Origin of the sequence: Rhodococcus sp. IEGM 1379, from assembly GCF_030056815.1 — a bacterium.
Classification (GTDB): Bacteria; Actinomycetota; Actinomycetes; order Mycobacteriales; family Mycobacteriaceae; genus Rhodococcus_F.
In genome coordinates this window covers 41,995-63,477 of record NZ_JASHKR010000025.1, presented here as the reverse complement: position 1 = coordinate 63,477, position 21,483 = coordinate 41,995, and the positions used below count along the sequence as shown (strand labels likewise).

Here is a 21,483-nt window from a genome sequence, read left to right as displayed (position 1 = left end):
TCAGGGGCGACCGGACAGCGTTCTGGCGCAGCGGAATCCGGAGAATATCTGCCGACGAATCGGATGATCCCAGTTTCGGAAGGTCCCCCGAACGGCAACACTGTCGGTCCCGAACGAGCCTCCCCGCAATACCTTGTAGTCGCCACCGTAGAAGACTTCGGAGTACTCACGATACGGAAAGGCATGGAAACCGGGATAGGGATGGAAGCCGGAGGAGGTCCATTCCCAGACATCCCCGATCAACTGCTGCACGCCGTGCGCCGACGCCCCATCGGGGTAGGCCCCGATATCGGCGGGACCGAGGTGCCGTTGGCCGAGATTGGCGTGGGTCTCGTCCGGCAACGCGTCGCCCCACGGAAACGTGCGGGAACGACCGGATTCCGGATCCCACCGCGCAGCCTTTTCCCATTCAGCCTCGGTGGGTAGCCGTTTCCCGGCCCACGTTGCATACGCCTGCGCCTCGTAGTAGCTGACATGAACAACCGGACGGCGGAGAGCTACCGGCTTGTCGATGCCGAATACTCTTTGCCACCAGCGTGATCCATCACGTTCCCAGAACAGGGGTGCCTGGAGTTTGGCGTCGATGCGATGGCGCCACCCTTCCCTCGACCAGAGTTCCGGACGGGAGTACCCACCGTCGTCGATGAATTCGATGTACTGCCCGTTGGTGACGGGAAATCTGTCGATTGCATACTCGGTGAGGTACACCTGATGCGCGGTTCTCTCGTTGTCGAGCGCCCACGGTTCGTCGTCCGTACCCATGACGAATGCGCCGGAGGGAATAATCACCTCGTCCAGCATTGGCTTGTGGCGGACAGCCGGCGGCGGTTCTGCTACGAGTACGGCTGAGCCGGAACGTAATTGATGCGTAGCAAGCATGGTCTCAGCATGTTGCTGTTCATGCTGAGCGATCATCCCGAACGCAAATCCGTTCAACTCGAGCGGCGATCCACTGAAAGTGCTGGCGGCGAGGACGTCCCACACCTTGCCGCGGACCGTACGTATGTATTGGCGCGCCTGCCGCGGATCCAACAACGGAAGCTCGGGTCGCGAAGACCGCGAATGTTTGAAGGCGTCGTACAACTCGTCGATGTCGCGCCTCACCGGTTCACGGCCGCCGACATCACGCACCAGCCAGAGCTCCTCCTGATTACCGATATGCGCAAGATCCCAGACCAGGGGGCTCATGAGTGGTGAGTGCGCAGCAATCAGTTCGTTGTCGTCGAGGCAATCGGTGAGCAGAAGTGAACGGTTTCGCGATCGCACAAGTACGGCTTCCGTGAATTCTTTGGTGACGACGGAGGTTTCAGCGACCTCGATCTTGGTGACATCCATCGACATCAGTGTCCCTCGACTCGCGCCAAGTCCTGGATCGACGTGAGACCTCGACAGCACCGTTCAGCCGCACGATCGAGGAGACGCACGAACTCCGGATCTGGCGCATACGAGGCTGCCAGTGACATCAGAGAGGTTGCTGCCGAACGCAACTCGACGTCCGACAATCCATACTCCGCCGCGTCCCGCCACCGACCTGCTGTCGATGCTGCCGCATCGCGCGCTTCCTGCATGACGGCCGGCCCGGAAAGCAAGGCGTCGACCGCGGCTATCGGTACTCGCCACAGGTCTCCGGGTTGAGCGTCGATGTACCTCACCTCCATGTGTCCGACAGCGCGAACCGGCGGAAACAGCGTGGACAGGTGATAATCCAAGTCCTGGACTGTGGGGCCGCGCCCCATGTCGGAGTCGAGTGCCCCGTCGATCCAGTCTCCAAACGTGGCACCGCGAGGGGCCGTCCAGTCGTCGGTGCCGTTCTGCACGCACATCAGGGGCACGCCGAGTACCCACCGCGGATAGTCAGCCGCATCGGTAACGGCCATGGTGCGTCGAGCATCCAGCTCGAGCCACGTCCGCATACGCTGCGACGCCCACGACCCTCGCGGAATACCTTCCAGCTGTGGCGAACAGGCGAATGCGGCGATCAATGCGGGCCCGATATCACCGAGGAGTCGCCATCGTCTCGCTATTGCTTCGGGACTACCGCCGGCGTCGACGCTTACTTGTACAGCGGCGGTGTTGCACATCATGAGGGTGCCGTAGGGCCCGATGTCGGCAAATTGTTGTTCCATCGCGCGGTATCGCGGCATCTGCAGTATTCGGTGCGGCGGACGCCCCCGATCCGCCGGAGCAGCTGTCATCTCGACGGATTGAGTGGCAAGGAGAACGCGCAGCGCCTGACTGTCTTCTTCGAGATAATCGCAAACTTCCCGGGCTGACGTGCGCGGCGCGGAGGACAGTTCTATCTGGCCGCCGGGTTCGACGGTGACGATACTGCCGCCGGGAAGTGGCATCGCCGGCGATTGGGCGTTGATGCTGGTAGGAGCGTGTCTACCCAAGGCAACGGCAAGTGCTTCCAACGACGGACGCTCACCGCCGACACCGTTGGTCAGCCATTCGACCTCGGCACCGATGAGTCGTGGTGGGCCTTGCTTGAAGCACACACCGCCGATGTACGCCTCGGCTGCCGGACGTGAGTCCACCTGAGTATTCAGTACTGCGGTTGCCATTCGACGGTCCCCTTCGGGTGGTGTCTAGCGGGCCTTACTGATGATCGCTACCGACCATAGAGCGCCCAAGCCCGACATGCACGCTTTGCCCCTTTACGTGTCGCTGGTTTTTTCCAGTCGTATCCACCGATACCCACAACCCACCAGAACCACACCTACGCCGGCTACCACGGCCGATACCGGCAACGTGAATGCCAGAACCGCACAACCGAGGGCACCCACCAGTTGGAGCCACCGGGGGAACATTCGATCCGCGTCACCTTGCGCGAATGCGCTGACATTGGCCACGAAGTAGTACAACAGCACACCGAACGACGAAAAGCCGATCACCCCACGGAGATCAACCACAGACACCAAGAGAATCACGATCACGCCTACGGTCAGTTCAGCGTGATGGGGCACCGCAAATCGCGGATGAATAACCGCAAAAGTGGTGGGCAGATCCCGTTCTCGGCCCATTGCCATCGCCGTTCGACTGACACCGGCGATCAACGCCAACAGCGCACCCGCGGACGCAGTGGCGGCGCCGATCACTACGATCGGCACCGCCCACGCCAAACCTCCCGCGGCGACGGCGTCGGAGAGCGGCCGGGCTGACGCAGCAAGCTTCTCCGGCCCCAACGTCACCAGGAGAACCATTGCTACCAGTGCATACACAACGATCGCTACCGTCAGCGCGATCAGAATTGCCCGCGGAATAGTGCGCCGGGGATCGCGGACCTCCTCCCCCAATGTCGCAATCCTGGCGTAGCCGGCGAAGGCGAAAAACAACAATCCCGCCGATTGCAGAACGCCGTACCAGGACCCCACCGCACAAGCGGGAAGTGCCAGATCCACCTCCGGACCCCAGAATGCCGTCGCCAATCCCACGCCCAGCGCCGTCAACGACACCGCAACAATCACCCGGGCCATCTGCGCAGTTCTGGTGACCCCGCGATAGTTCACACCGACCAGAGCGACAACGACCAGAACCGCCGTGAGCTTCCGATACGGTTCGGGCACAACGTAAGTCGCAAACGTCAGGGCCATCGCCGCACAACTCGCAGTCTTACCGATCACAAACGACCAGCCGGCAACAAAGCCCCACCACGGCCCCAGTTGTTCGCGGCCGTAGACGTACGTTCCTCCCGAAGTCGGATAGCGCGCCGCAAGTTGAGCCGACGACGTCGCATTGCAGTACGCAATAAACGCTGCGATCACCAAGCCGAACAGCAGGCCGGTACCCGCGACTGCTGCCGCCGGCGCGAACACCACAAAGACTCCGGCACCGATCATCGCGCCCAAACCGATGACAACCGCGTCGAGCGTGCCCAGTCTTCGCTCCATCGGTATAGCTTCGTTCACAAGGTATTAGAACCACACCGACATGAACGGAAGGTGCCATGTTCGATCTCGATACGGTCCGCCGCGATACTCCCGGATGCAGAGACAAGGTGTTCCTCGACAGCGCCGGATCCTCGCTCCCGCCCGAATCCGTAGTCACCACGATGATCGAACATCTGCGCCTCGAAGCTGATGTGGGTGGCTATATCGCAGCCAGTCAGCGGGCGGAGGCCTTGGCCGCCGTACCGCACTCGATCGCCCGCGTGATCGGAGCCCAGGCGTCGGATATCGCGTTGACGGACAGCGCTACCCGCGCCTGGAACGACTTTTTCAGCGCGGTGCCCCTGAAGTCCGGTGACCGCGTCTTGATCTCCGGAGTCGAGTACGCCAGCAACGCAATTGCCGCACTCGGCCGCGCCCGCGTCACCGGCGCACAGGTCGAGGTGATTCCGAGCGACGCCGACGGCCGGATCGACCTCGACGCGCTCGAAGCGATGCTCGACGACCGAGTTCGAGTCATCTCGGTCGTTCACGTGCCGACCAACAGCGGACTGATCAATCCGGTCCGGGAAGTGGTCGAACTTGCCGCGCCCCACGGCGCGTTGGTCCTCCTCGACGCCTGCCAATCCGTCGGCCAATTACCCATCGACGTGATTTCGCTGGGCGTCGACGCGTTGAGCGCAACGGGTCGCAAGTGGCTTCGCGGTCCACGCGGCACCGGATTTCTGTACGTGCGTCCCGGTTTGGCCGACGCCCTCGAACCGGTCTCGATGGACTTGCACGGCGCCGCGTGGACCCATGCCGACGCCTATGTTCCCGCGCCGGATGCAACTCGATTCGAGTTGTGGGAGACCAGTGTCGCGGCCCGACTCGGACTCGGCGCCGCAGCGGACTACTTGATCTCCTTGGGAACGGAAACCGTTGCGCAGCAGATCCAGTCGCGGGCCGACTACCTCCGAGCCGGTCTCGAAACCGTGCCGGGTGCCTCCGTCCAGGATCGCGGCTCCCCTCTGAGCGGGATCGTCTCGTTCACGCTCGATCGATACTCGGCCGCCGAGGTGCGCGATCACCTTGCCGCCCAGAACATCACGGTCACCGTCAGTAGTCGCAGTTCGACTCTCCTCGATATGACCGCGAGGGGGCTCGACGCCGTCGTACGTGCCTCCCCACACTGCTTTGCCGACGACGCGGACCTGGACAAATTTCTCGGTGCCGTGCGAGATCTCCATACCTCCCGATGATTGGGACGACAGAGCCTGAAAGTCGACCAGAACTGCAAATGTAAGTGATCCCTAGCTCACATTTGGAGAGGACTCTGCACATGGCCGATGCCACAATTAATCCGATTTCTGCCGCCGACATCACCACCTGGGACTACGAAGCCGACGTCGTCGTCGCTGGTTACGGCATCTCCGGCGTCACCGCTGCGATCGAAGCCGCACGCGCCGGCGCTGAAGTTCTGGTGTTGGAACGGACCGGCGGTTGGGGCGGAGCGGCATCGCTTGCGGGCGGATTCATCTACCTCGGCGGTGGCACTCCGTTGCAGAAGGCCTGCGGATTCGACGACACCGTCGACAACATGAAGACGTTCATGAAGGCCGCTCTCGGCCCCGGAACAGATGACGCCAAGATCGACGCCTACTGCGAGGGCAGCGTGGATCATTACAACTGGCTCGTCGACGCCGGCGTCCCGTTCAAAGAATCATTCTGGGGTCAGCCCGGTTGGGAACCGCCGTACGACGACGGTCTCATGTACTCGGGCGGCGAAAACGCGGCACCGTTCAATACCTTGGTCGAACCGGCCCCGCGTGGACACCTCCCACAGATGGCGGACAAGAAGACCGGCGAGAAGGGCGGCGGCTACATGCTGATGAAGCCGCTCGTCGAAACAGCCGAAAAGCTCGGCGTCCGAGCCGAATACGATCTGCGCGTGCAGACCGTTGCCGTGGACGAGAGCGGACGCGTCGTCGGTATCGTCGCCAAGCGCTACGGCAAGGACGTCACCATCCGCGCACGCAAGGGCGTCGTATTGGCCATGGGCAGCTTCGCGTACAACGACGAGATGGTGCTCTCCAATGCTCCCAAAATTTTCGGGCATCCGGCAGCCTCCATCGAGGCGCACGACGGTCGCGCAATTCAGATCGGGCAGGCACTCGGCGCCGACACCGCGCACATGGACGCCACCGAAGTCGCCTTCTTCTGCGATCCGCAGTTGATGGTGCGCGGCATCCTCGTCAACGGCCGTGGTCAGCGGTACATCCCCGAGGACACGTACCCGGGTCGGATCGGCCAGGCGACACTGTTCCAGCAGGATAACCAGGCCTTCCTGATCATCGACGAAGCGGCCTACGAAGAAGGTATCAACGCCGAATCGTCCAGCGCGCAATTGCGCGCCCAGCCGACATGGGTGGCGGAAACGGTGGAAGAACTCGAAGCCGAGATGGGTCTGTCTGCTGGGACGCTGCAGTCCACCGTCGACCTCTACAACCGTCATGCGGCAACAGGCTCGGATCCGGTATTGGGAAAGAAGCCCGAATGGGTCAAGCCCATTGTCGGCCCGTTCGCGGCGATCGACCTGCGTGGACATACCGGCGGATTCACACTCGGCGGATTGAAGACCAACGTCAACTCCGAGGTTCTGCACGTCTCCGGCGAGCCCATCCCCGGACTCTTCGCGGCGGGCCGCTGCACCTCCGGCGTCTGCGCCGGCGGATATGCCAGCGGAACAAGCCTCGGTGACGGCAGCTTCTTCGGTCGTCGCGCCGGCATCAGCGCCGCTCGATAGCGTCGCCACCTGTACCGGAGCTCGTGCGGTGATTCGCTCCGACGCACGAGTTCCGGTAGGGTATGAAAAGTTGTCTCGGCGAGGGTGAATCGCAGCTGCTCCACTTACTGCAGGTTTACCGTGATCGACGCGGATACGGTTCAGCTCGAGCGTTTCGCTCCTGGCCGTGCGCGCCTGTCCACTCGTTTGTGACAAGAGAGCCACACCGCCAGTACACACCGAGCACGCATTCCGTGAGTTGTAGGAGCTTTTCATCATGTCTGTAGCGAACAACCTCGTCGCCGTTACCCGCACCGAATTCGGCAAGGGCGCAGCCCGCCGTGCACGTCGCGACGGCCTGGTCCCCACGGTTCTGTACGGCCACGGCGAAGACCCGAAGCACCTCAACGTCACGGCTCGTGACTTCGCTCGCATCCTCCGCGCGCACGGCACCAACGCCATCCTGACCCTCGACATCGACGGCACGGAGCAGGTCGCACTGGTCAAGTCCCTCGTCGTGCACCCGATTCGCAACTACATCGAGCACGCTGACCTCCTCGTCATCAAGAAGGGCGAGAAGGTCACCATCGACGTTCACGTCGTTGTCGTCGGCGACGCTGCTGCCGGCACGATGGTCGCTCAGGATGCTTCCTCCATCTCCATCGAGGCAGACGCACTGCACATCCCCGAGTCGATCGAGGTTTCCATCGAAGGCCTCGAGGCCGGCACGCAGATCCTCGCCAGCCAGCTCGTTCTGCCGGAAGGCTCCACCCTGCAGGCAGATGCAGACACGCTGATCATCAACGTCACCGCAGCTGCTACGGAGGCTTCCGAAGAAGCAGCCGAGGCAGCCGCAGCCGAGGCCTGATCCTCGAAATCTTTACAGTCAGCGGCGCGTCATTTCCGAGGTTTCGGAAGTGACGCGCCGTTTGCGCGTCGTATCCCAGAGCCCGTAAAGGACAGCATCCGTTGAGCACAGACACCGCCCTGGTGATCGGACTCGGTAACCCCGGCCCCCAGTACGAGAAGACCCGACACAACGTAGGCTTCATGGTCGCCGGCACACTCGCGGGCCGCATGGGTGGAAAGTTCAACGCGCACAAGAAGAGTGGGGCCGAGATCGTCGAAGGCCGCCTGGCCGGTCGACGCGTGATCCTGGGAAAACCTCGCTCGTACATGAACCTCTCGGGCGGCGCAGTGGCTGGGCTAGCCCGGTTCTTCTCCGTTGATCCGGCAAACATCATCGTCGTTCACGACGAACTTGATCTGGACTTCGGGACCATTCGCCTCAAGCTCGGTGGCGGCGAAGGTGGCCACAACGGCCTGCGCTCCATTTCGAGTTCCCTGTCCACCAAGGACTATCTGCGTACTCGCGTCGGCATCGGCCGTCCGCCGGGTCGCATGGATCCGGCGGACTACGTCCTCAAGCCTTTCTCCGCGGCGGAACGCAAGGAACTCGACCTCGTGTGCGAGGAAGCAGCAGACGCCGTCGAACTCCTCCTCGAACTAGGCCTCGAAGCGGCCCAGAACCGCCTTCACTGACCCGACGCTCCGAGCAACGTCAACTTCCAAGCAACGCAGCCGAGTTCGCGCGACGCAATTTGCCCGACGACGTCTTGGGGATGGTGCCGGGGCCCAGCACTGCCACGGCGCGCGGGCGTACTCCCACCTCGGAAACGACGGCTTTGACCACTTCACGTTCGATGCGTTTGACCTCCTCGGGGTCCTCGAATGCGTTGGTCTCGACTGCGACGGCAAAACTCTCACGCTTCTGACCTGCGTCCAGACGAATCGCGACCGCATTTCCCGGGCGCACCCCGGCGACCGTTCCCGCGGCCCGCTCGATATCAGTCGGATACACGTTGCGGCCGCCCATGATGATGACGTCCTTGACGCGGCCACAGACGACGACAAGGCCTTCTTCGGTGAAGTAGCCGACATCACCGGTGTCGAGCCAACCGTCGGCGTCTTGCGCCGGTTTGGGTCCGTCCACGGTGAGATAGCCGGCGGTGACCGCCCGTCCGCGAACTTCGATGATTCCGACTCCGCGCGCCGGCAGAACCTGCCCTTCGCCGTCGACAACGCGCCCTTCCAAGCCCGGAACCATCCGCCCCAGGGTCGCCATCGCCCGGGCGTTCGGCCTCGTCGAAGGAACGGCACGGGACATCGCTTCGAGAAAGTCCGGATCGACGTAGTCGAGAACCTGTCCCTGATTCGGATCGGGGACCGACGCTGCCAGCGTTGTTTCCGCCATTCCATACGAGGGTGCAAGAGCAGTGGGATCGAGACCGAACCGGGCGCCGGCTTCGGCGAGAGCAACCATGGTGTCCGGATCTACCGGCTCGGCACCGTTCCACATGTACCGGACGCTCGAGAGATCAACAGCACCGTCCGGCGCCTGAGCAAGCCGACGAGCCAGCAGGGAGTACGCGAAATTCGGTGCAGCCGTGACAGTTCCGCGATACTTACTCATCAGCTCTGCCCACAGCAGCGGGCTACGGAGAAAGTCCAACGGAGTAATGGAGACAATTTCGGCCCCCAATTGCATGGGAACTGTGAGGAACCCGACCATTCCCATGTCATGGAAGAGCGGAAGCCAACTCACCATCACGTCGTCATCGATCGAGAACTTGATGCGGTTGATCATCGAGTATGCGTTGACGTAGAAGTTCTCGTGCGTGATCTGCACCGCCTTCGGGGAACCCGTCGAACCGGACGTCAGCTGCTGAAAAACGATATCCGACTCTGCTGTCGGCACCGGATCGATCGAGGAGCCTTTCCGCAGTTCCTCCACCGTCACCACGGTGATTCCCCGCTCCTCGAGGAGCGGTTTCGCCGCATCGAACGGAACTCCGAGGACGACCACTTTTGCGGCAATCATGTCAATCACCGTCTGAGTGTCCTGAGCCCAGACCGCCAGATCGGTACGTGGCGTCGGCTGATGGAGCATCGTCACGGAAGCACCACGCATCCAACTCGCCTGACACACCGGTGCGATGTCCACCGGCTGACCGGCAAGGACTGCGATCGCGGCCCCGTGAGCGATTCCGGCGTCGGCAAGCCCGCCCGCCATCCGTCGTGCATCCTGATGGATGTCACCCCAGGTCTGTCGAAACGGGCTATCTGGTTCACCCGTCACCAAGCCGCGATTGCTGACTGCGGCACTCTCATACATTTCGTCGGTGAATTTGCTCAACGCAACTCCTAAGAACGCTTCGATGCAGTTGATATACCCGTTCGAACGCCACGTGATGTAACGCACATCCACGTGGATAATCAGACAAAGTTCGCCGAGTGTTACCGACAATGTGGCGGCGAGTATCCTTTCTCTGTTGTGCGTCCGCACTCTGCGCCCTTGCTTCACCGCGCGCTGTACCCACTTGCGAGAGGTTCTTCGTTGACTACCCCGTCCGACTCGACTGTCCCAACCGACTCGACTGTCCAGTCTGACGCCGAAGGCCCGGACACAGCGGGCCTAGCGACGACGTCGATCCCCACGACGACGAAGGGCCTCACTGCCGAAGCCACCCGTCGCCGCACCTTTGCTGTCATCTCGCACCCCGACGCCGGTAAGTCGACGCTCACCGAAGCACTCGCGCTGCATGCCAAGAAGATTTCCGAGGCCGGCGCTGTCCACGGCAAGGCCGGGCGAAAGTCCACGGTCTCCGACTGGATGGAAATGGAGAAGGCCCGAGGCATCTCCGTCAGCTCCACGGCGCTGCAGTTCAACTACCACTCGTCCGAGGCACCTGACGACACCATCAACGTCATCAACCTCGTCGACACCCCCGGTCACTCCGATTTCTCCGAGGACACCTATCGCGTCCTCACGGCCGTCGACGCGGCCGTGATGCTTATCGACGCGGCCAAGGGCCTCGAACCGCAGACGCTCAAGCTCTTCCAGGTCTGCCGTCACCGCGGCATCCCGGTCATCACCGTCATCAACAAGTGGGACCGTCCCGGTCAGACGCCGCTCGAACTCCTCGACGAGATCAGCGAACGCATTGGCCTCACCCCCACTCCCCTGTACTGGCCCGTCGGCATTGCCGGCGATTTCCGCGGTCTGCTGCGACGCGGTGAAGACGGCGCAGCTCGTGAGTACGTCCGCTTCACCCGTACCGCCGGTGGCGCAAAAATCGCCCCGGAAGAAATCATGGACGCCGACGCCGCATTGGCGAAGGAAGGCTCCGAGTGGGAGACCGCCGCCGAAGAGAGTGAACTGCTCTCGGCCACCGGCCAGGATCACGACCAGGAAATGTTCCTGGCCGGTCAGACGTCGCCCGTCATCTTCGCGTCCGCGATGCTCAACTTCGGTGTCCGTCAGATCCTCGACACCCTCGTGGAGTTGGCGCCGCCGCCGCGCGAACGTGACGACGTGAACGGCAAGCCTCGCGAGGTCACCGATCCGTTCAGCGCCGTGATTTTCAAGGTTCAGGCCGGCATGGACACCGCGCACCGCGACCGCCTGGCATTCATGCGCATCGTGTCCGGAGTGTTCGAGCGCGGCATGGTTGTCACGCACGCACAGACAGGCAAGCCGTTCACCACCAAGTACGCCCAGACCGTCTTCGGCCGTGAGCGTTCCACCGTCGAATCCGCCTTCCCGGGTGACGTTGTAGGTCTGGTCAACGCAACCGCGCTCGCCCCCGGTCACACGCTGTACACGGACAAGAAGGTGGAGTTCCCGCCCATTCCGTCGTTTGCACCGGAACACTTCTCGATCCTGCGCGCCGAGAGCGCCGGCAAGTACAAGCAGTTCCGACGCGCCGTCGACCAACTCGACTCCGAAGGTGTCGTTCAGATTCTCCGCAATGACATTCGCGGCGACGCTTCCCCGGTCATGGCCGCCGTCGGCCCCATGCAGTTCGAGGTTGTCGCAGCCCGCATGAAGTCGGAGTTCAACGTCGAAGCGAAGATGGAGCCGCTCGGCTACGCGCTCGCGCGTCGTACCGATGCCGAGTCCGAGGTGGAGCTCAACCGTCAGCGCGGCGTCGAGGTCTTCACCCGTTCCGACGGTGTCATGCTCGCGTTGGTCAGCGACAAGTGGCGCCTGCAGTACATCCAGAAGGAACTTCCCGATCTGACGCTCGAACCACTCGTCGCTGCTGCTGACTGATGAGTCTGATCGAGGCGCTGTTCGACGCCGAACTACACATCGACGGCGCCACGATTCTCTGGCGGGAGATCATCGGCAACACCTTCGGCATCGGGTCTGCCATTGCCGGGGCACGACGTTCAGTGTGGGCATGGCCGGTCGGTATCGCCGGAAATGCCCTGCTGTTCACCGTGTTCATGGGCGCACTGTTCCACACGCCGCAGGAACTCAACCTGTACGGACAGGCCGGACGCCAACTACTGTTCATCACCGTCAGCATCTACGGCTGGACCCAGTGGCGACGCGGGGCGCAAAACTCCGGAAACGCGGTCCTGCCACATTGGGCATCCACGCACCAGCGCCTGACAATGGTTGCCGTAATGATAAGTGGCACAGTTATTTTCGCTTGGATATTCGACGTCCTGGGATCATACGGCGCTTGGGCTGAAGCCTGGATCTTCACCGGATCCATCCTCGCCACTTACGGCATGGCCCGCGGATGGACCGAGTTCTGGCTCATCTGGATCGGCGTCGACGCCGTGGGCGTTCCCCTACTCTTCCGCGCCGGCTACTACCCGTCCGCAATCCTCTATCTCGTCTACGCATTTTTTGTTCTCTGGGGATTCTGGTCGTGGCTCCGAATCCAACGACGGACACTCGCGCTTACCTAGCTCCGCCCACCGAGGGCATGCGACCCAAAACCAACTCCTGGTATGTTTGCCAACATTATGCAAACCGACGGTCTGTTTACGGGCATCAGGAGCGAAACAATGGAAGACAAGACTTCGCATGGAGCAAGCGGCTCCACGAACGGCCTCACCAATGGGTCCAACGGCTCCAACGGCTCACAAACGAGCAGTTCCACGGCAACCACAGAAACCCTGTCTGCCAGGCCGGCCGAAGGCGCACTCTCGACCGGGCCGACAGGTGCCTTCACTTTTCCGCTCCCCGACCGAAGCACGGCCGCACACAGCAGCGGAGAGGACCCTTCCATGCCTGCCCCAACCCCCACACCGTCCCGTGAATCGTCACGAACCCTCGAGACTCGCAGCCGTACCGTCGTCCGGCGCGACGCGATGGGTGTAGCAGCGGTTCGCGTCGCGGGGCGCCTCACCCACACCGAACTCATTGCCAACCATTCCTCACCGTCGGGCACCTATTCATCCGATCCCACGATAAATCTGGACGAACTGCTGACAATGCTGGGAAGTTACTTGCTGTCCTCGGGGTTCGAGCATCCCGAGATCCATGCAAAACTCGGTGGTCAGTCCATCGTCGTCAATCTCGTGTCACCGGAGATCAGCGCAACCTGACTGCACCAGGGGTATTTTCCGTGGTCGGTCACGGCCACAAGGTCGTGACCGTCCATGTCCCGTCTGAACTACGCCGGTACAACCACCGAAGATGTCGACGGCCCGGGTCTGCTTGCCAAAATTCGACGGACTCCGGCTCGAGACACCAGGCTCGCCAATCGTCGGAAACGAATGCCGGATCAGCCTCGATGCTGTCGACCGCACCGGCCACCGCACGCTCGTAGTCACGCGAGTCTGCCAGCTCTTGACTTTGCCGGCTCGCCGTTGCCACTGCGCGTGCTGTTACAGACCGTTCGACGAAGTCTCGTGCACGTACCGGCTCGCCTCCTTCGCGGACCACACCGCGCACACGTATCTGCTGACCACTCTCGCGCCAGTAGAAAGCCAACGAAGCACGCGGGTTGGCTTTGAGTTCAACACCTTTCGGCGATCGAGCCGATCCCGAGAACCAAAAACCGCGGTCGCCGACGTCCTTCAAGATGAGGAACCGTGAATCCGGTATGCCCTCATTGTCAACAGTCGACAACGCGCACACGTGCGGTTCTGCAACTCCGCCGTCGACGGCTTGGCGCAGCCAGGTAAGAAACAACGCACTCGGTGTGGACGGAAATTCGGCGGGGTCATTCTGCGTGGCGCCGGCATTCGGCGGCGTGCCGGTCAGAGCCGGAATACCTCTGATCCACGCGCGTGTATCCAACTCGGGTGAAACGTCTTCGGCCATTCAACGACTGTAATAGTCGCGATCAAGACACGTTGCGCACTACCGAATTACCTAATGACGACGGCTGCAGCATTGCCCACTTGTTCGAGGTCAAGCGGAAACTCGGCATGTCTGACAACGACACGACCGACTCCCAGGTCCGCTCGTAACTGGTGTGAGAAATCCGCCACTTCCCGTCACTGCACAATGCATACCGGTCGTGATAAAAAGCGGACCCCCGCAGCAACATTCCGTCCTCCGGCACCACGACGGTATCCGCGAGGCACCACACCCCGGTAGCAGTGTCGCCATCGACATCGATTTCCGGTTGCCCACACTGATGCTCGGTGATGATGTGCGAGCCGAGTGTGTTCTCGAGGAAGGACACAAATGAATCACGGGAATCGAAGCTGAGTTGCTCGCCGTAAATCGCGGTCGCGTCGACCGTCAATGTATCCGCGAGTTCGACCCACGATTTGGTGTCGAGCGCACGCGCATACCGGTACTTGAGTCGTTGAATCAGAAGTATCGCTTCGAGATCCATGATCCCTGCCTCTCGTGGAGCCACCACCCGCGTCTACCTGGACCTTAACCTGCAGTGCGCCGAAGCGGGCATTACTCTCAAAGTTAGTGCAAATCTCGGCAGATAACACGCGATTCGCGGCCGCCGATCATGATCGTGATCTTGTTTCCGACTCTCCGGGTACTCGCACGTTTCGGAACGCGGCCGCCGATACGTGACACAAACCGTCGGAAGCCGTTGCACGGTAACCGATGACGCCGGGAATCTGACGGCCAGGCGCCTGAGGCACAAGTCACCCCAGCAGTACCAACGATCGACCGGTGACTGTGACCCCGTGGTCACACATAACCGTTGCGCGGATATCGTGGCCAGAACTCCCGGCACGGGTTGATCAGAACTCCGGGTGACCGAAAAGAGGAACACCATGGTTGACGCATCACGCATCCCCGTCATCGTCGGTGTCGGCGACCTGCGCTGGAACCCCGCCGACGGACACCGCGAACCTCTCGATCTGATTCATGAAGCAACTGTTGCAGCACTATCGGACAGCGGACAACCCTCACTCGGGGAACACGTCGACTCCGTGTACGCAATCAAGACAGTCAGCTGGTCCTACGACGACCTCCCCGGGCTCCTGGCCGCCCGTGTGGGTGCGACGCCGAGGACCACCGCGACCTCTCCCATCGGTGGGCACTGGCCGGCGGCACTTCTCGATCGCATCGGCGCGACCATCGCAGCCGGCGAATCCTCGGTCGCACTGCTCGTCGGCGGCGAATCGCACGCCAGCACAACCTTGCTGCGAAAGTCCGACGTCACTCCCGACTCCATCGGGTGGACTGCCGCACCGGGTGGGCCTCCCAGCTTCGATCCAAGCGACCTGGGTAGCTCCGAGATGCAGCGTGCCGGATTCATCGTTCCGACGCGGGTCTACCCGTTGTTCGAGAACAGTTTCAGCGCAACCATCGGCCACGACGCTACCCAGTCCTTGGCCTGGTCATCGCGAATGTATGCCGCATTCTCCGAGCTTGCCGCAAAGAACCCTGCGTCGTGGACGTCGGAAGTTCGTACCGCAGAAGAGATCAGCACAATCGGACCGGGCAACCGCCTGGTCTCCGAGCCGTATCCACTGATGCTCAACGCCATGCCGTTTGTCAATCAAGCTGCGGCCGTTGTGGTCTGCTCGCTCGAGACAGCTCGTGAGTTCGGTGTCGAGGAAGACAAGCTGGTCTACCTCTGGGGTGGGGCCGGCGCTACCGATCCATTGGACATTTTGAGCCGCAACAATTTTCACACTTCTGCTGCGATGCATGACGCAGTTCACCGCGCTCTCGACAACGCGGGAGTCGGCGCCGACGCCCTGGATATCGTCGATGCCTACAGTTGTTTCCCGATCGTCCCGAAATTACTGATCCGCGAACTCGGCCTCTCCGATGCCACGATCCCCAGCGTGACGGGCGGGCACTCTTTCTTCGGCGGCCCGCTCAACAGTTACACCTTGCATTCCATCGCGGAAGTGACACGAAGACTGCGAGCAGACGGCGAACTCGCTCTGGTCCACGGCAATGGCGGATTCCTCACCTACCAGCATTGCGTCCTGCTGTCCGCGTCCGCTCACACCGACGGATACGTCGGCGATCATGAAGCTCACTTGCTTTCCGCAGACGCCCCCGAACTGATCACCGGATACAGCGGCAATGCGGAAATCATCACGTCCACCGTGGAATACGGTCGCAGTGGTGAACCGGAAACCGGTTTTGTCATAGCTACAACACCGGACGGGGGGCGGGTGGCCGGCCACACCGGAGCCGAGAATGCGGCCGAGCTAACGCAGTTCAGTGGCAACAACCCTGCCGCCATTGGTCGCACAGTTCACATCAGCGACGAGAACGGAAAGCTCACTCTCACGTTCTGACAGCGACAGCCGTCTACACCGGGGCATGTTTCTACCCCGGTGCACACGTCGCGTCTTCAGCTTGTTCAAGCTGCTGTCGGTGGACTGCTCCCCGGTACCGGAACTTGATACGGATCCACCGACATCGGCGGGTAGAACCGGGTTTTCCGATCATCCCCGATCTCGACACGCCATTCAGTATGGTGCAACAACCGATGATGGTGACCGCACAAAAGTATGAGATTGTCGAAATCCGTTGGACCACTGTCTATCCAATGGATTATGTGGTGCGCGTCGCACCATCCCGGCGGGGTGCCGCACCCCGGAAACGCACATCCGCCATCTCTGACGGCCAAGGTCCGCCGCTGCGGGATCGTGGCGGTTCGCTCGTCGAGGCCATGATTGAGCGGAACACCGTTCTGGTCGAGCAGTATTCGGGTGACCGCGCAATCGCAGGCCAGCATCCGGGCACTGTCGAGACTGATGGGACCGGCCCAATTGGTGGTCGCGTAGCCGAGTTTCTTCGGTGGACGGCAACAGGTCTTTGAGGGCTTGCAGGTCCGTCAAGTCTTTTGCGGTAGCGGTGATCGTCAGGTGCGGTTTGACACCACCTTCGACGGGCCCGAGGCCGGCCATCTCAAAGCGGCGCAGCAGTTCACAGAAGCCGTCGGCGCGTCGAAGCGCCGGGGTGCGAAGATCTTTCACTCCGCCGACTTCAGGATTCGGCTTCGACAGCCCGGACAGCAGGGCAATCAACCGTGCGCCGTTGACCGCATCGAAATCACCTTTGACGCTGACGCGACCGTACAAAACCTTCGGAAGCGTAGAACTCGTTGCGCTGAAGAATCCTCGCCGACGGGGATGCCGTCGTCGCGGTTGCCGTACTTCTTTTCGATGCGCCGGATTGCTGCCCGGGCTTCCGTCGCAGTCGGAGACCTTCTTTGAGGCCAGGTCCAGAAGGATTTCCCGGGCCTTTTCGATGTCCGCGATGTGCATGTTCTTGGGTGGATGCTGGCAGAACTGCGCCACCTGACGGGCCTTGAGAGCGTCGATGTCACCATCATGAAAGGATTGCGCAACTGCGGGTTCGAGCATGAACAACCGCGCGAGCGAGACCAGTTGGCTGCATTCACCGATCTCGAGATTGGTGGACCGATGTAACCACTGGGCGATCGCACGGAACCCTGTATCGGGGAGAGCGTCACGAGTGAACATCTCGACAACGAGGTGCACCAGGCGCGATTGCATGTCGTGGCGGGCGCGGGCCAGGTCGAAAACCTCCGATTTCAAGCCCTCACCGTCCAGTTGCCACGCTTCCCCATGCGCCAATTCTCATCGAACAAGATTTTGATTCCTAGAGACATTTCGGACAGGTTTTCGAGAATCTTTACTCGAGAGTTGTTGATATACATCAGCATTCGAAGTCTTGAACTTTACCAACAGGGGACGTGTTATCGGGCATTGAAGGAGTTGGTCACTGCGCCGCCGGAGCCCGAAGTGACTGCGATCGAACTACGCAGCGAGACTGCGATCGAACTACGCAGCGAGACTGCTCGCCTCGTCGCGGCAGTACGCTCCGGAACCGCACCACAACGACAAAGTCGGGTCGCCCCACATCATTCCGATGTGCGGCGACCCGACTTCACACTGAACTAGGACTCGACCGACTGACGTCTAGCCGTCGAGGTCGGCGAACAACTCCATCCACTGCTCTTCGGCAGCTTCCTTACTCGCGATGACAGACTTGAGTTCGGCACCGAGTGTCTGCAGCTTGTCCGGATCGGTAGCCGCATCAGCGAGTGCTGCATGGAGCTGCTTCTCACGGTCGTCGAACTTGGCGATGGAACGCTCGAGCTTCGAAAGTTCCTTGCGGGCAGCACGATCCGCAGCACCGTCGCGAACCTGCTTGCTCTTGGACGCACCGCTGGCCGTGGAGGCCACGGACGGATTGTCTCCGTCACCCATTGCCGCGCGTCGTTTCAAGTAGTCCTCGATACCGCCGGGCAGGTTGGTGAGCTTGCCGTCACCGAAGAGCGCCCAGGTGGTGTCACAGATACGTTCGATCAGGTACCTGTCGTGCGAGATCACGACCATCGTTCCGGCCCAGCCGTCGAGCAGATCCTCGAGCTGCTGAAGGGTATCGATGTCAAGATCGTTGGTGGGCTCATCGAGGAGCAGAACGTTGGGCTCTGCCATGAGAACACGCGTCAATTGCAGGCGTCGACGCTCACCACCGGACAGGTCACCCACTGGCGTCCGCTGACGGGCAGGTGTGAAGCCCAAGCGCTCAGCGAGCTGTCCGGCGGATACTTCCTTGTCACCCAAGGTGATTCGCTCTGCAACGTCCTTGACCGCGTCGAGTACCCGCATGTTGGTCGGCAGATCATCGAGTTCCTGCTTGAGCCAACCGATGTGAACGGTCTGACCCTGGATGCGCCGTCCGGCAGCGGGTTCCAGTTCACCGGCGAGAGTACGCAGAAGCGTCGTCTTGCCCGAGCCGTTGACGCCGACCAAACCGACGCGCTCGCCGGGAGCCAGACGCCACGTCAGATCGTCGACGAGCATCCGGCCGTCTGGCGTCTCGAGGCGAGCGTCTTCGAGTTCGATGACAACCTTGCCCAACCGGCGCTGAGCGAACGACGCCAGTGCAACAGAGTCACGAGGTGCCGGAACGTCGGCGATGAGCGCCTCGGCGGCTTCGATGCGGTACTTGGGCTTGGACGTACGGGCCGGAGCACCGCGGCGCAGCCAGGCCAATTCCTTGCGCGCCAGGTTGCGACGACGCTCTTCGGCGACGTCACCCTGACGGGAGCGCTCGGCGCGGGCGAACACCCAGTCGTTGTAGCCGCCCTCGTAGCTTTCGACGCCACCGCCGACAACTTCCCACGTACGGGTTGCGACAGTGTCGAGGAACCAGCGATCGTGCGTCACGACCACCAGCGCGCTACGACGCGAGACGAGGTGCTCGGCCAGCCACTGGACGCCTTCGACGTCGAGGTGGTTGGTGGGCTCGTCGAGTACGAGCAAGTCCAGATCCTGAACGAGAGCGGCAGCCAAAGCTACGCGTCGACGCTCACCACCGGAGAGGCCGTCTACCTTGGCGTCGAGCGCAGACCGCTCGCCGCCGGCACCGAGGTTGTCGATTCCGATTCCCGAGAGCACCGAGCGGATGCGGGCGTTGCCGGCCCATTCATGCTGAGCGACGCCCAGCGGCCCGAGAACGATGTCGCCGACAGTGGATCCGGGAGGCAGCACACCGCGCTGCGTGACTACCGCCATCCGCAATCCGCCGACTCGGCTGACCCGACCGGAATCGGGCTCTTCGACGCCCGCGAGGACCTCGAGCATCGTCGTCTTGCCGCCACCGTTGAGGCCGACGACGCCGATGCGCTCGCCTTCCTCAACGCCCATCGACACTCCGTCGAGCAACGGCTTGACGCCGAATGACTTCGACACGTTTTCCAGATTGATCAAGTTAGCCATCAGTGCTGTCCCTTTGCCGCTTTGTCGAGTATTCGTGCTCCGGGTACGGGTCCGCTCGCCACGCGAACGGTGCGGCACACCCCCGCTCCCGCAAGTTCTGCGCTCACGTCCAAGGCGGACTGAGCGTCGCTGCAGAGGAAAGCGCATGTCGGTCCGGATCCGGACACCATGCCGGCCAGAGCACCGGCGTCGACACCCGCGCGCAGCGTCCGCCGTAGTGCCGGATTGAGCGATAACGCTGCCGCTTGCAGATCATTTCCGAGCAGTGGTGCAAGTTGTCGTGGATCACCGGTAGTGAGGGCCTGAATCAGGTCGTCCGCGTCGCCGAGCCGGTTCGGTGAACCCTCACTGCGCAGTCTATCGAGTTCACGGAACACGACCGGCGTGCTCAATCCGCCCTTGGCCAGCGCCAACACCCAATGGAAGGTGCTTCGAGTCAGTACGGGAACCAGGTGTTCGCCGCGGCCTGTCCCCAGAGCGGTACCCCCGTGCAGTGAAAAAGGAACATCGCTACCGAGCCTGGCCGCAAAACTGTCCAAATCACGACGTGAGAGTTCCAACTTCCACAGCGCGTTGAGCGCAACCAGCGTTGCCGCCGCATCGGCGCTGCCACCGGCCATACCGCCGGCGACGGGAATTCCCTTGTCGATGAGAATCTCGACGTCGGCGTCCACACCGGCTTCGGCCGACAGCAACTCCGCTGCCTTCCAGACGAGGTTGGTGCGGTCGACTGGAACCGCCGCGGCATCGTCTCCGGTCACGGTCACGGACAGGCCGTCGGACGGCGTCACGGTGACGGTGTCAGCGAGCGAGAGGGCTTGGAAGACGGTAGTCAGATCGTGGTACCCGTCGGCGCGCAGGTCCCCGACAGCCAGGTGGAGATTCACCTTGGACGGGGCCCGGACTATAACTGGGCGAGGGACGACAGAGAGCACAAGGAACAACAATAGGCGCTGCGAACACCCAGGCGAAAACATGCGACCAGAGCAACAACTCTGGATGCCCCCGTCACCCGACAAGTGCGTCCAGATCGCACCTCACTTCACTGCTCGTACTCCCACTCCCAGTCCGACCACCGCCACGCTCACTGCAGCAACCACTCCGGCAAGCACACTTCCCGAAGCGAAGTCGCCGGCAAACAACGCACGCTCTGCATCAACGACGTACCCCAGTGGATTGATGTTCACGAGAACCTTCATCCAACCCGGTGCATCGTCGAGCGGAAGCATCGTTCCCGACAGAATCAGCAGCGGGAACATCAGCGTCTGCTGCACCACCCAGAACATCCAATCCTGCTCACGCACAGCCAAAGCCAAAGCGTAAGACAAAGCTCCGAGGCCGACACCGAATACTCCGAGTAGGACGATGCCGACTGCCGCGCCGGCCGCATTCACGTCCAGTCCCAGCGGTAGCGCAACCAGAATGATGAGAATCGCCTGTGCTGCAAGCGGAACCATCTCTTTGCACGCCCGACCGATCAACAACGACGAACGCCGCAGCGGCGTCACCAGCATTCGCTCGTGAGATCCCTGTTGCATTTCCATGAGCAGGTTCGATCCGGTCATCGTCGTTCCGAAGATCGCGATCATCACCAGAACACCCGGGATGAACCAATTCCACACGCCGTCACCGGTTCCCGGAACACCCTTGAGCAGCGGCCCGAACAGTGCAAGCAGGATCAGCGGTTGAACCAGGCTGAAAATGATACTGACAGGGTCGCGCAGCATCGGCCGCAGTTCGCGACCCATCACAATCGCACTATCTCGAACAATGTTTCCGCGCACTACAGCTGGATTGTCAAGAGCAATAGTCATCGTCATTTCCTTT

19 protein-coding genes are annotated in these 21,483 nt (G+C 61.8%); 8 read left to right on the top strand and 11 right to left on the bottom strand.

All coding sequences use genetic code 11. From position 1 onward, the window contains the following. The 3 genes from egtB to QM600_RS15775 form a co-directional block, all read right to left on the bottom strand. Positions 1-1,341 carry an ergothioneine biosynthesis protein EgtB gene (gene egtB, locus QM600_RS15785; RefSeq protein WP_283262428.1) on the bottom strand — a complete coding sequence of 447 codons (1,341 nt, stop codon included), beginning with the start codon at positions 1,339-1,341 and terminating at the stop codon, positions 1-3. Then, the gene (egtA, locus tag QM600_RS15780; RefSeq protein WP_283262426.1) at positions 1,341-2,564 is read right to left on the bottom strand and encodes an ergothioneine biosynthesis glutamate--cysteine ligase EgtA; all 1,224 of its coding nucleotides are present in this window, start codon (positions 2,562-2,564) and stop codon (positions 1,341-1,343) included. Before egtA ends, egtB begins: the two co-directional genes overlap by 1 nt. Positions 2,565-2,657: 93 nt before the next feature. Further along, the gene (locus QM600_RS15775; RefSeq protein WP_283262425.1) at positions 2,658-3,890 is read right to left on the bottom strand and encodes an APC family permease; all 1,233 of its coding nucleotides are present in this window, start codon (positions 3,888-3,890) and stop codon (positions 2,658-2,660) included. Positions 3,891-3,946: 56 nt separating this feature from the next. Here QM600_RS15775 and QM600_RS15770 point away from each other — a divergent pair, with 56 nt between their 5' ends. The 4 genes from QM600_RS15770 (at position 3,947) to pth (ending at position 8,193) form a co-directional block, all read left to right on the top strand. Further along, positions 3,947-5,128: an aminotransferase class V-fold PLP-dependent enzyme gene (locus QM600_RS15770; RefSeq protein ID WP_283262424.1), complete on the top strand. Its 1,182-nt coding sequence runs from the start codon at positions 3,947-3,949 to the stop codon at positions 5,126-5,128. Between the two features lie 80 nt (positions 5,129-5,208). Beyond that, positions 5,209-6,672, top strand: coding sequence for an FAD-dependent oxidoreductase (locus tag QM600_RS15765; RefSeq protein WP_283262423.1), 1,464 nt, complete (start codon positions 5,209-5,211; stop codon positions 6,670-6,672). Between the two features lie 256 nt (positions 6,673-6,928). Further along, a complete protein-coding gene (locus tag QM600_RS15760; RefSeq protein WP_283262422.1) occupies positions 6,929-7,519 on the top strand; it encodes a 50S ribosomal protein L25/general stress protein Ctc in 591 nt (196 codons plus the stop codon). 101 nt (positions 7,520-7,620) lie between these two features. Beyond that, on the top strand, positions 7,621-8,193 hold the full coding sequence (gene pth, locus QM600_RS15755) for an aminoacyl-tRNA hydrolase (protein ID WP_243619889.1): 573 nt from the start codon (positions 7,621-7,623) through the stop codon (positions 8,191-8,193). A gap of 19 nt (positions 8,194-8,212) precedes the next feature. Here the strand turns inward: pth and QM600_RS15750 are convergent, their stop codons facing one another. Further along, the gene (locus QM600_RS15750; RefSeq protein ID WP_283262421.1) at positions 8,213-9,847 is read right to left on the bottom strand and encodes a fatty acyl-AMP ligase; all 1,635 of its coding nucleotides are present in this window, start codon (positions 9,845-9,847) and stop codon (positions 8,213-8,215) included. Positions 9,848-10,141: 294 nt separating this feature from the next. Here QM600_RS15750 and QM600_RS15745 point away from each other — a divergent pair, with 294 nt between their 5' ends. From QM600_RS15745 to QM600_RS29655, 3 genes are all read left to right on the top strand, one after another. Continuing rightward, a complete protein-coding gene (locus QM600_RS15745) occupies positions 10,142-11,767 on the top strand; it encodes a peptide chain release factor 3 (protein ID WP_502942993.1) in 1,626 nt (541 codons plus the stop codon). After that, positions 11,767-12,417 carry a nicotinamide riboside transporter PnuC gene (gene pnuC / locus QM600_RS15740; protein WP_283262419.1) on the top strand — a complete coding sequence of 217 codons (651 nt, stop codon included), beginning with the start codon at positions 11,767-11,769 and terminating at the stop codon, positions 12,415-12,417. The genes QM600_RS15745 and pnuC overlap by 1 nt, the downstream gene beginning before the upstream one ends. Before the next feature lie 321 nt (positions 12,418-12,738). Then, positions 12,739-13,059 carry a hypothetical protein gene (locus QM600_RS29655; RefSeq protein WP_349307264.1) on the top strand — a complete coding sequence of 107 codons (321 nt, stop codon included), beginning with the start codon at positions 12,739-12,741 and terminating at the stop codon, positions 13,057-13,059. A 28-nt stretch (positions 13,060-13,087) separates the two neighbouring features. On the opposite strand, the gene QM600_RS15730 is transcribed toward QM600_RS29655, so the two are convergent. Continuing rightward, positions 13,088-13,780 (bottom strand): pyridoxine/pyridoxamine 5'-phosphate oxidase, encoded by a 693-nt coding sequence (locus tag QM600_RS15730; RefSeq protein ID WP_283262417.1) that lies wholly within the window; start codon positions 13,778-13,780, stop codon positions 13,088-13,090. A 22-nt stretch (positions 13,781-13,802) separates the two neighbouring features. Next, entirely contained in the window at positions 13,803-14,303 is a 501-nt protein-coding gene (locus tag QM600_RS15725) for a nuclear transport factor 2 family protein (protein WP_094275230.1), read from the bottom strand. Between the two features lie 403 nt (positions 14,304-14,706). Between QM600_RS15725 and QM600_RS15720 the strand changes: the two genes are divergently transcribed. Beyond that, positions 14,707-16,194: an acetyl-CoA acetyltransferase gene (locus QM600_RS15720; protein WP_283262416.1), complete on the top strand. Its 1,488-nt coding sequence runs from the start codon at positions 14,707-14,709 to the stop codon at positions 16,192-16,194. A gap of 65 nt (positions 16,195-16,259) precedes the next feature. On the opposite strand, the gene QM600_RS15715 is transcribed toward QM600_RS15720, so the two are convergent. The 5 genes from QM600_RS15715 to QM600_RS15695 all read right to left on the bottom strand — a co-directional run bounded on the left by QM600_RS15715 (position 16,260) and on the right by QM600_RS15695 (position 21,470). Further along, positions 16,260-16,445: an HNH endonuclease signature motif containing protein gene (locus QM600_RS15715; RefSeq protein ID WP_283262440.1), complete on the bottom strand. Its 186-nt coding sequence runs from the start codon at positions 16,443-16,445 to the stop codon at positions 16,260-16,262. After that, positions 16,369-17,463, bottom strand: a complete 1,095-nt coding sequence (locus tag QM600_RS15710; protein ID WP_283262415.1) for a DUF222 domain-containing protein — start codon at positions 17,461-17,463, stop codon at positions 16,369-16,371. The genes QM600_RS15715 and QM600_RS15710 overlap by 77 nt, the downstream gene beginning before the upstream one ends. A gap of 384 nt (positions 17,464-17,847) precedes the next feature. Then, positions 17,848-19,656: an ABC-F family ATP-binding cassette domain-containing protein gene (locus tag QM600_RS15705; protein ID WP_283262414.1), complete on the bottom strand. Its 1,809-nt coding sequence runs from the start codon at positions 19,654-19,656 to the stop codon at positions 17,848-17,850. Beyond that, positions 19,656-20,591: a 4-(cytidine 5'-diphospho)-2-C-methyl-D-erythritol kinase gene (locus tag QM600_RS15700; RefSeq protein WP_283262413.1), complete on the bottom strand. Its 936-nt coding sequence runs from the start codon at positions 20,589-20,591 to the stop codon at positions 19,656-19,658. Before QM600_RS15700 ends, QM600_RS15705 begins: the two co-directional genes overlap by 1 nt. A 102-nt stretch (positions 20,592-20,693) precedes the next feature. Further along, positions 20,694-21,470, bottom strand: coding sequence for an ABC transporter permease (locus QM600_RS15695; RefSeq protein WP_283262412.1), 777 nt, complete (start codon positions 21,468-21,470; stop codon positions 20,694-20,696). Between the last annotated feature and the right edge of the window lie 13 nt (positions 21,471-21,483).

What these genes read in the sequence shown, in the direction of transcription:
- egtB (WP_283262428.1), bottom strand. Translation starts at nt 1,341, where the DNA reads ATGTCGATGGATGTCACCAAGATCGAGGTCGCTGAAACCTCCGTCGTC.
- egtA (WP_283262426.1), bottom strand. Translation starts at nt 2,564, where the DNA reads ATGGCAACCGCAGTACTGAATACTCAGGTGGACTCACGTCCGGCAGCC.
- QM600_RS15775 (WP_283262425.1), bottom strand. Translation starts at nt 3,890, where the DNA reads ATGGAGCGAAGACTGGGCACGCTCGACGCGGTTGTCATCGGTTTGGGC.
- QM600_RS15770 (WP_283262424.1), top strand. Translation starts at nt 3,947, where the DNA reads ATGTTCGATCTCGATACGGTCCGCCGCGATACTCCCGGATGCAGAGAC.
- QM600_RS15765 (WP_283262423.1), top strand. Translation starts at nt 5,209, where the DNA reads ATGGCCGATGCCACAATTAATCCGATTTCTGCCGCCGACATCACCACC.
- QM600_RS15760 (WP_283262422.1), top strand. Translation starts at nt 6,929, where the DNA reads ATGTCTGTAGCGAACAACCTCGTCGCCGTTACCCGCACCGAATTCGGC.
- pnuC (WP_283262419.1), top strand. Translation starts at nt 11,767, where the DNA reads ATGAGTCTGATCGAGGCGCTGTTCGACGCCGAACTACACATCGACGGC.
- QM600_RS29655 (WP_349307264.1), top strand. Translation starts at nt 12,739, where the DNA reads ATGCCTGCCCCAACCCCCACACCGTCCCGTGAATCGTCACGAACCCTC.
- QM600_RS15730 (WP_283262417.1), bottom strand. Translation starts at nt 13,780, where the DNA reads ATGGCCGAAGACGTTTCACCCGAGTTGGATACACGCGCGTGGATCAGA.
- QM600_RS15725 (WP_094275230.1), bottom strand. Translation starts at nt 14,303, where the DNA reads ATGGATCTCGAAGCGATACTTCTGATTCAACGACTCAAGTACCGGTAT.
- QM600_RS15720 (WP_283262416.1), top strand. Translation starts at nt 14,707, where the DNA reads ATGGTTGACGCATCACGCATCCCCGTCATCGTCGGTGTCGGCGACCTG.
- QM600_RS15705 (WP_283262414.1), bottom strand. Translation starts at nt 19,656, where the DNA reads ATGGCTAACTTGATCAATCTGGAAAACGTGTCGAAGTCATTCGGCGTC.
- QM600_RS15695 (WP_283262412.1), bottom strand. Translation starts at nt 21,470, where the DNA reads ATGACTATTGCTCTTGACAATCCAGCTGTAGTGCGCGGAAACATTGTT.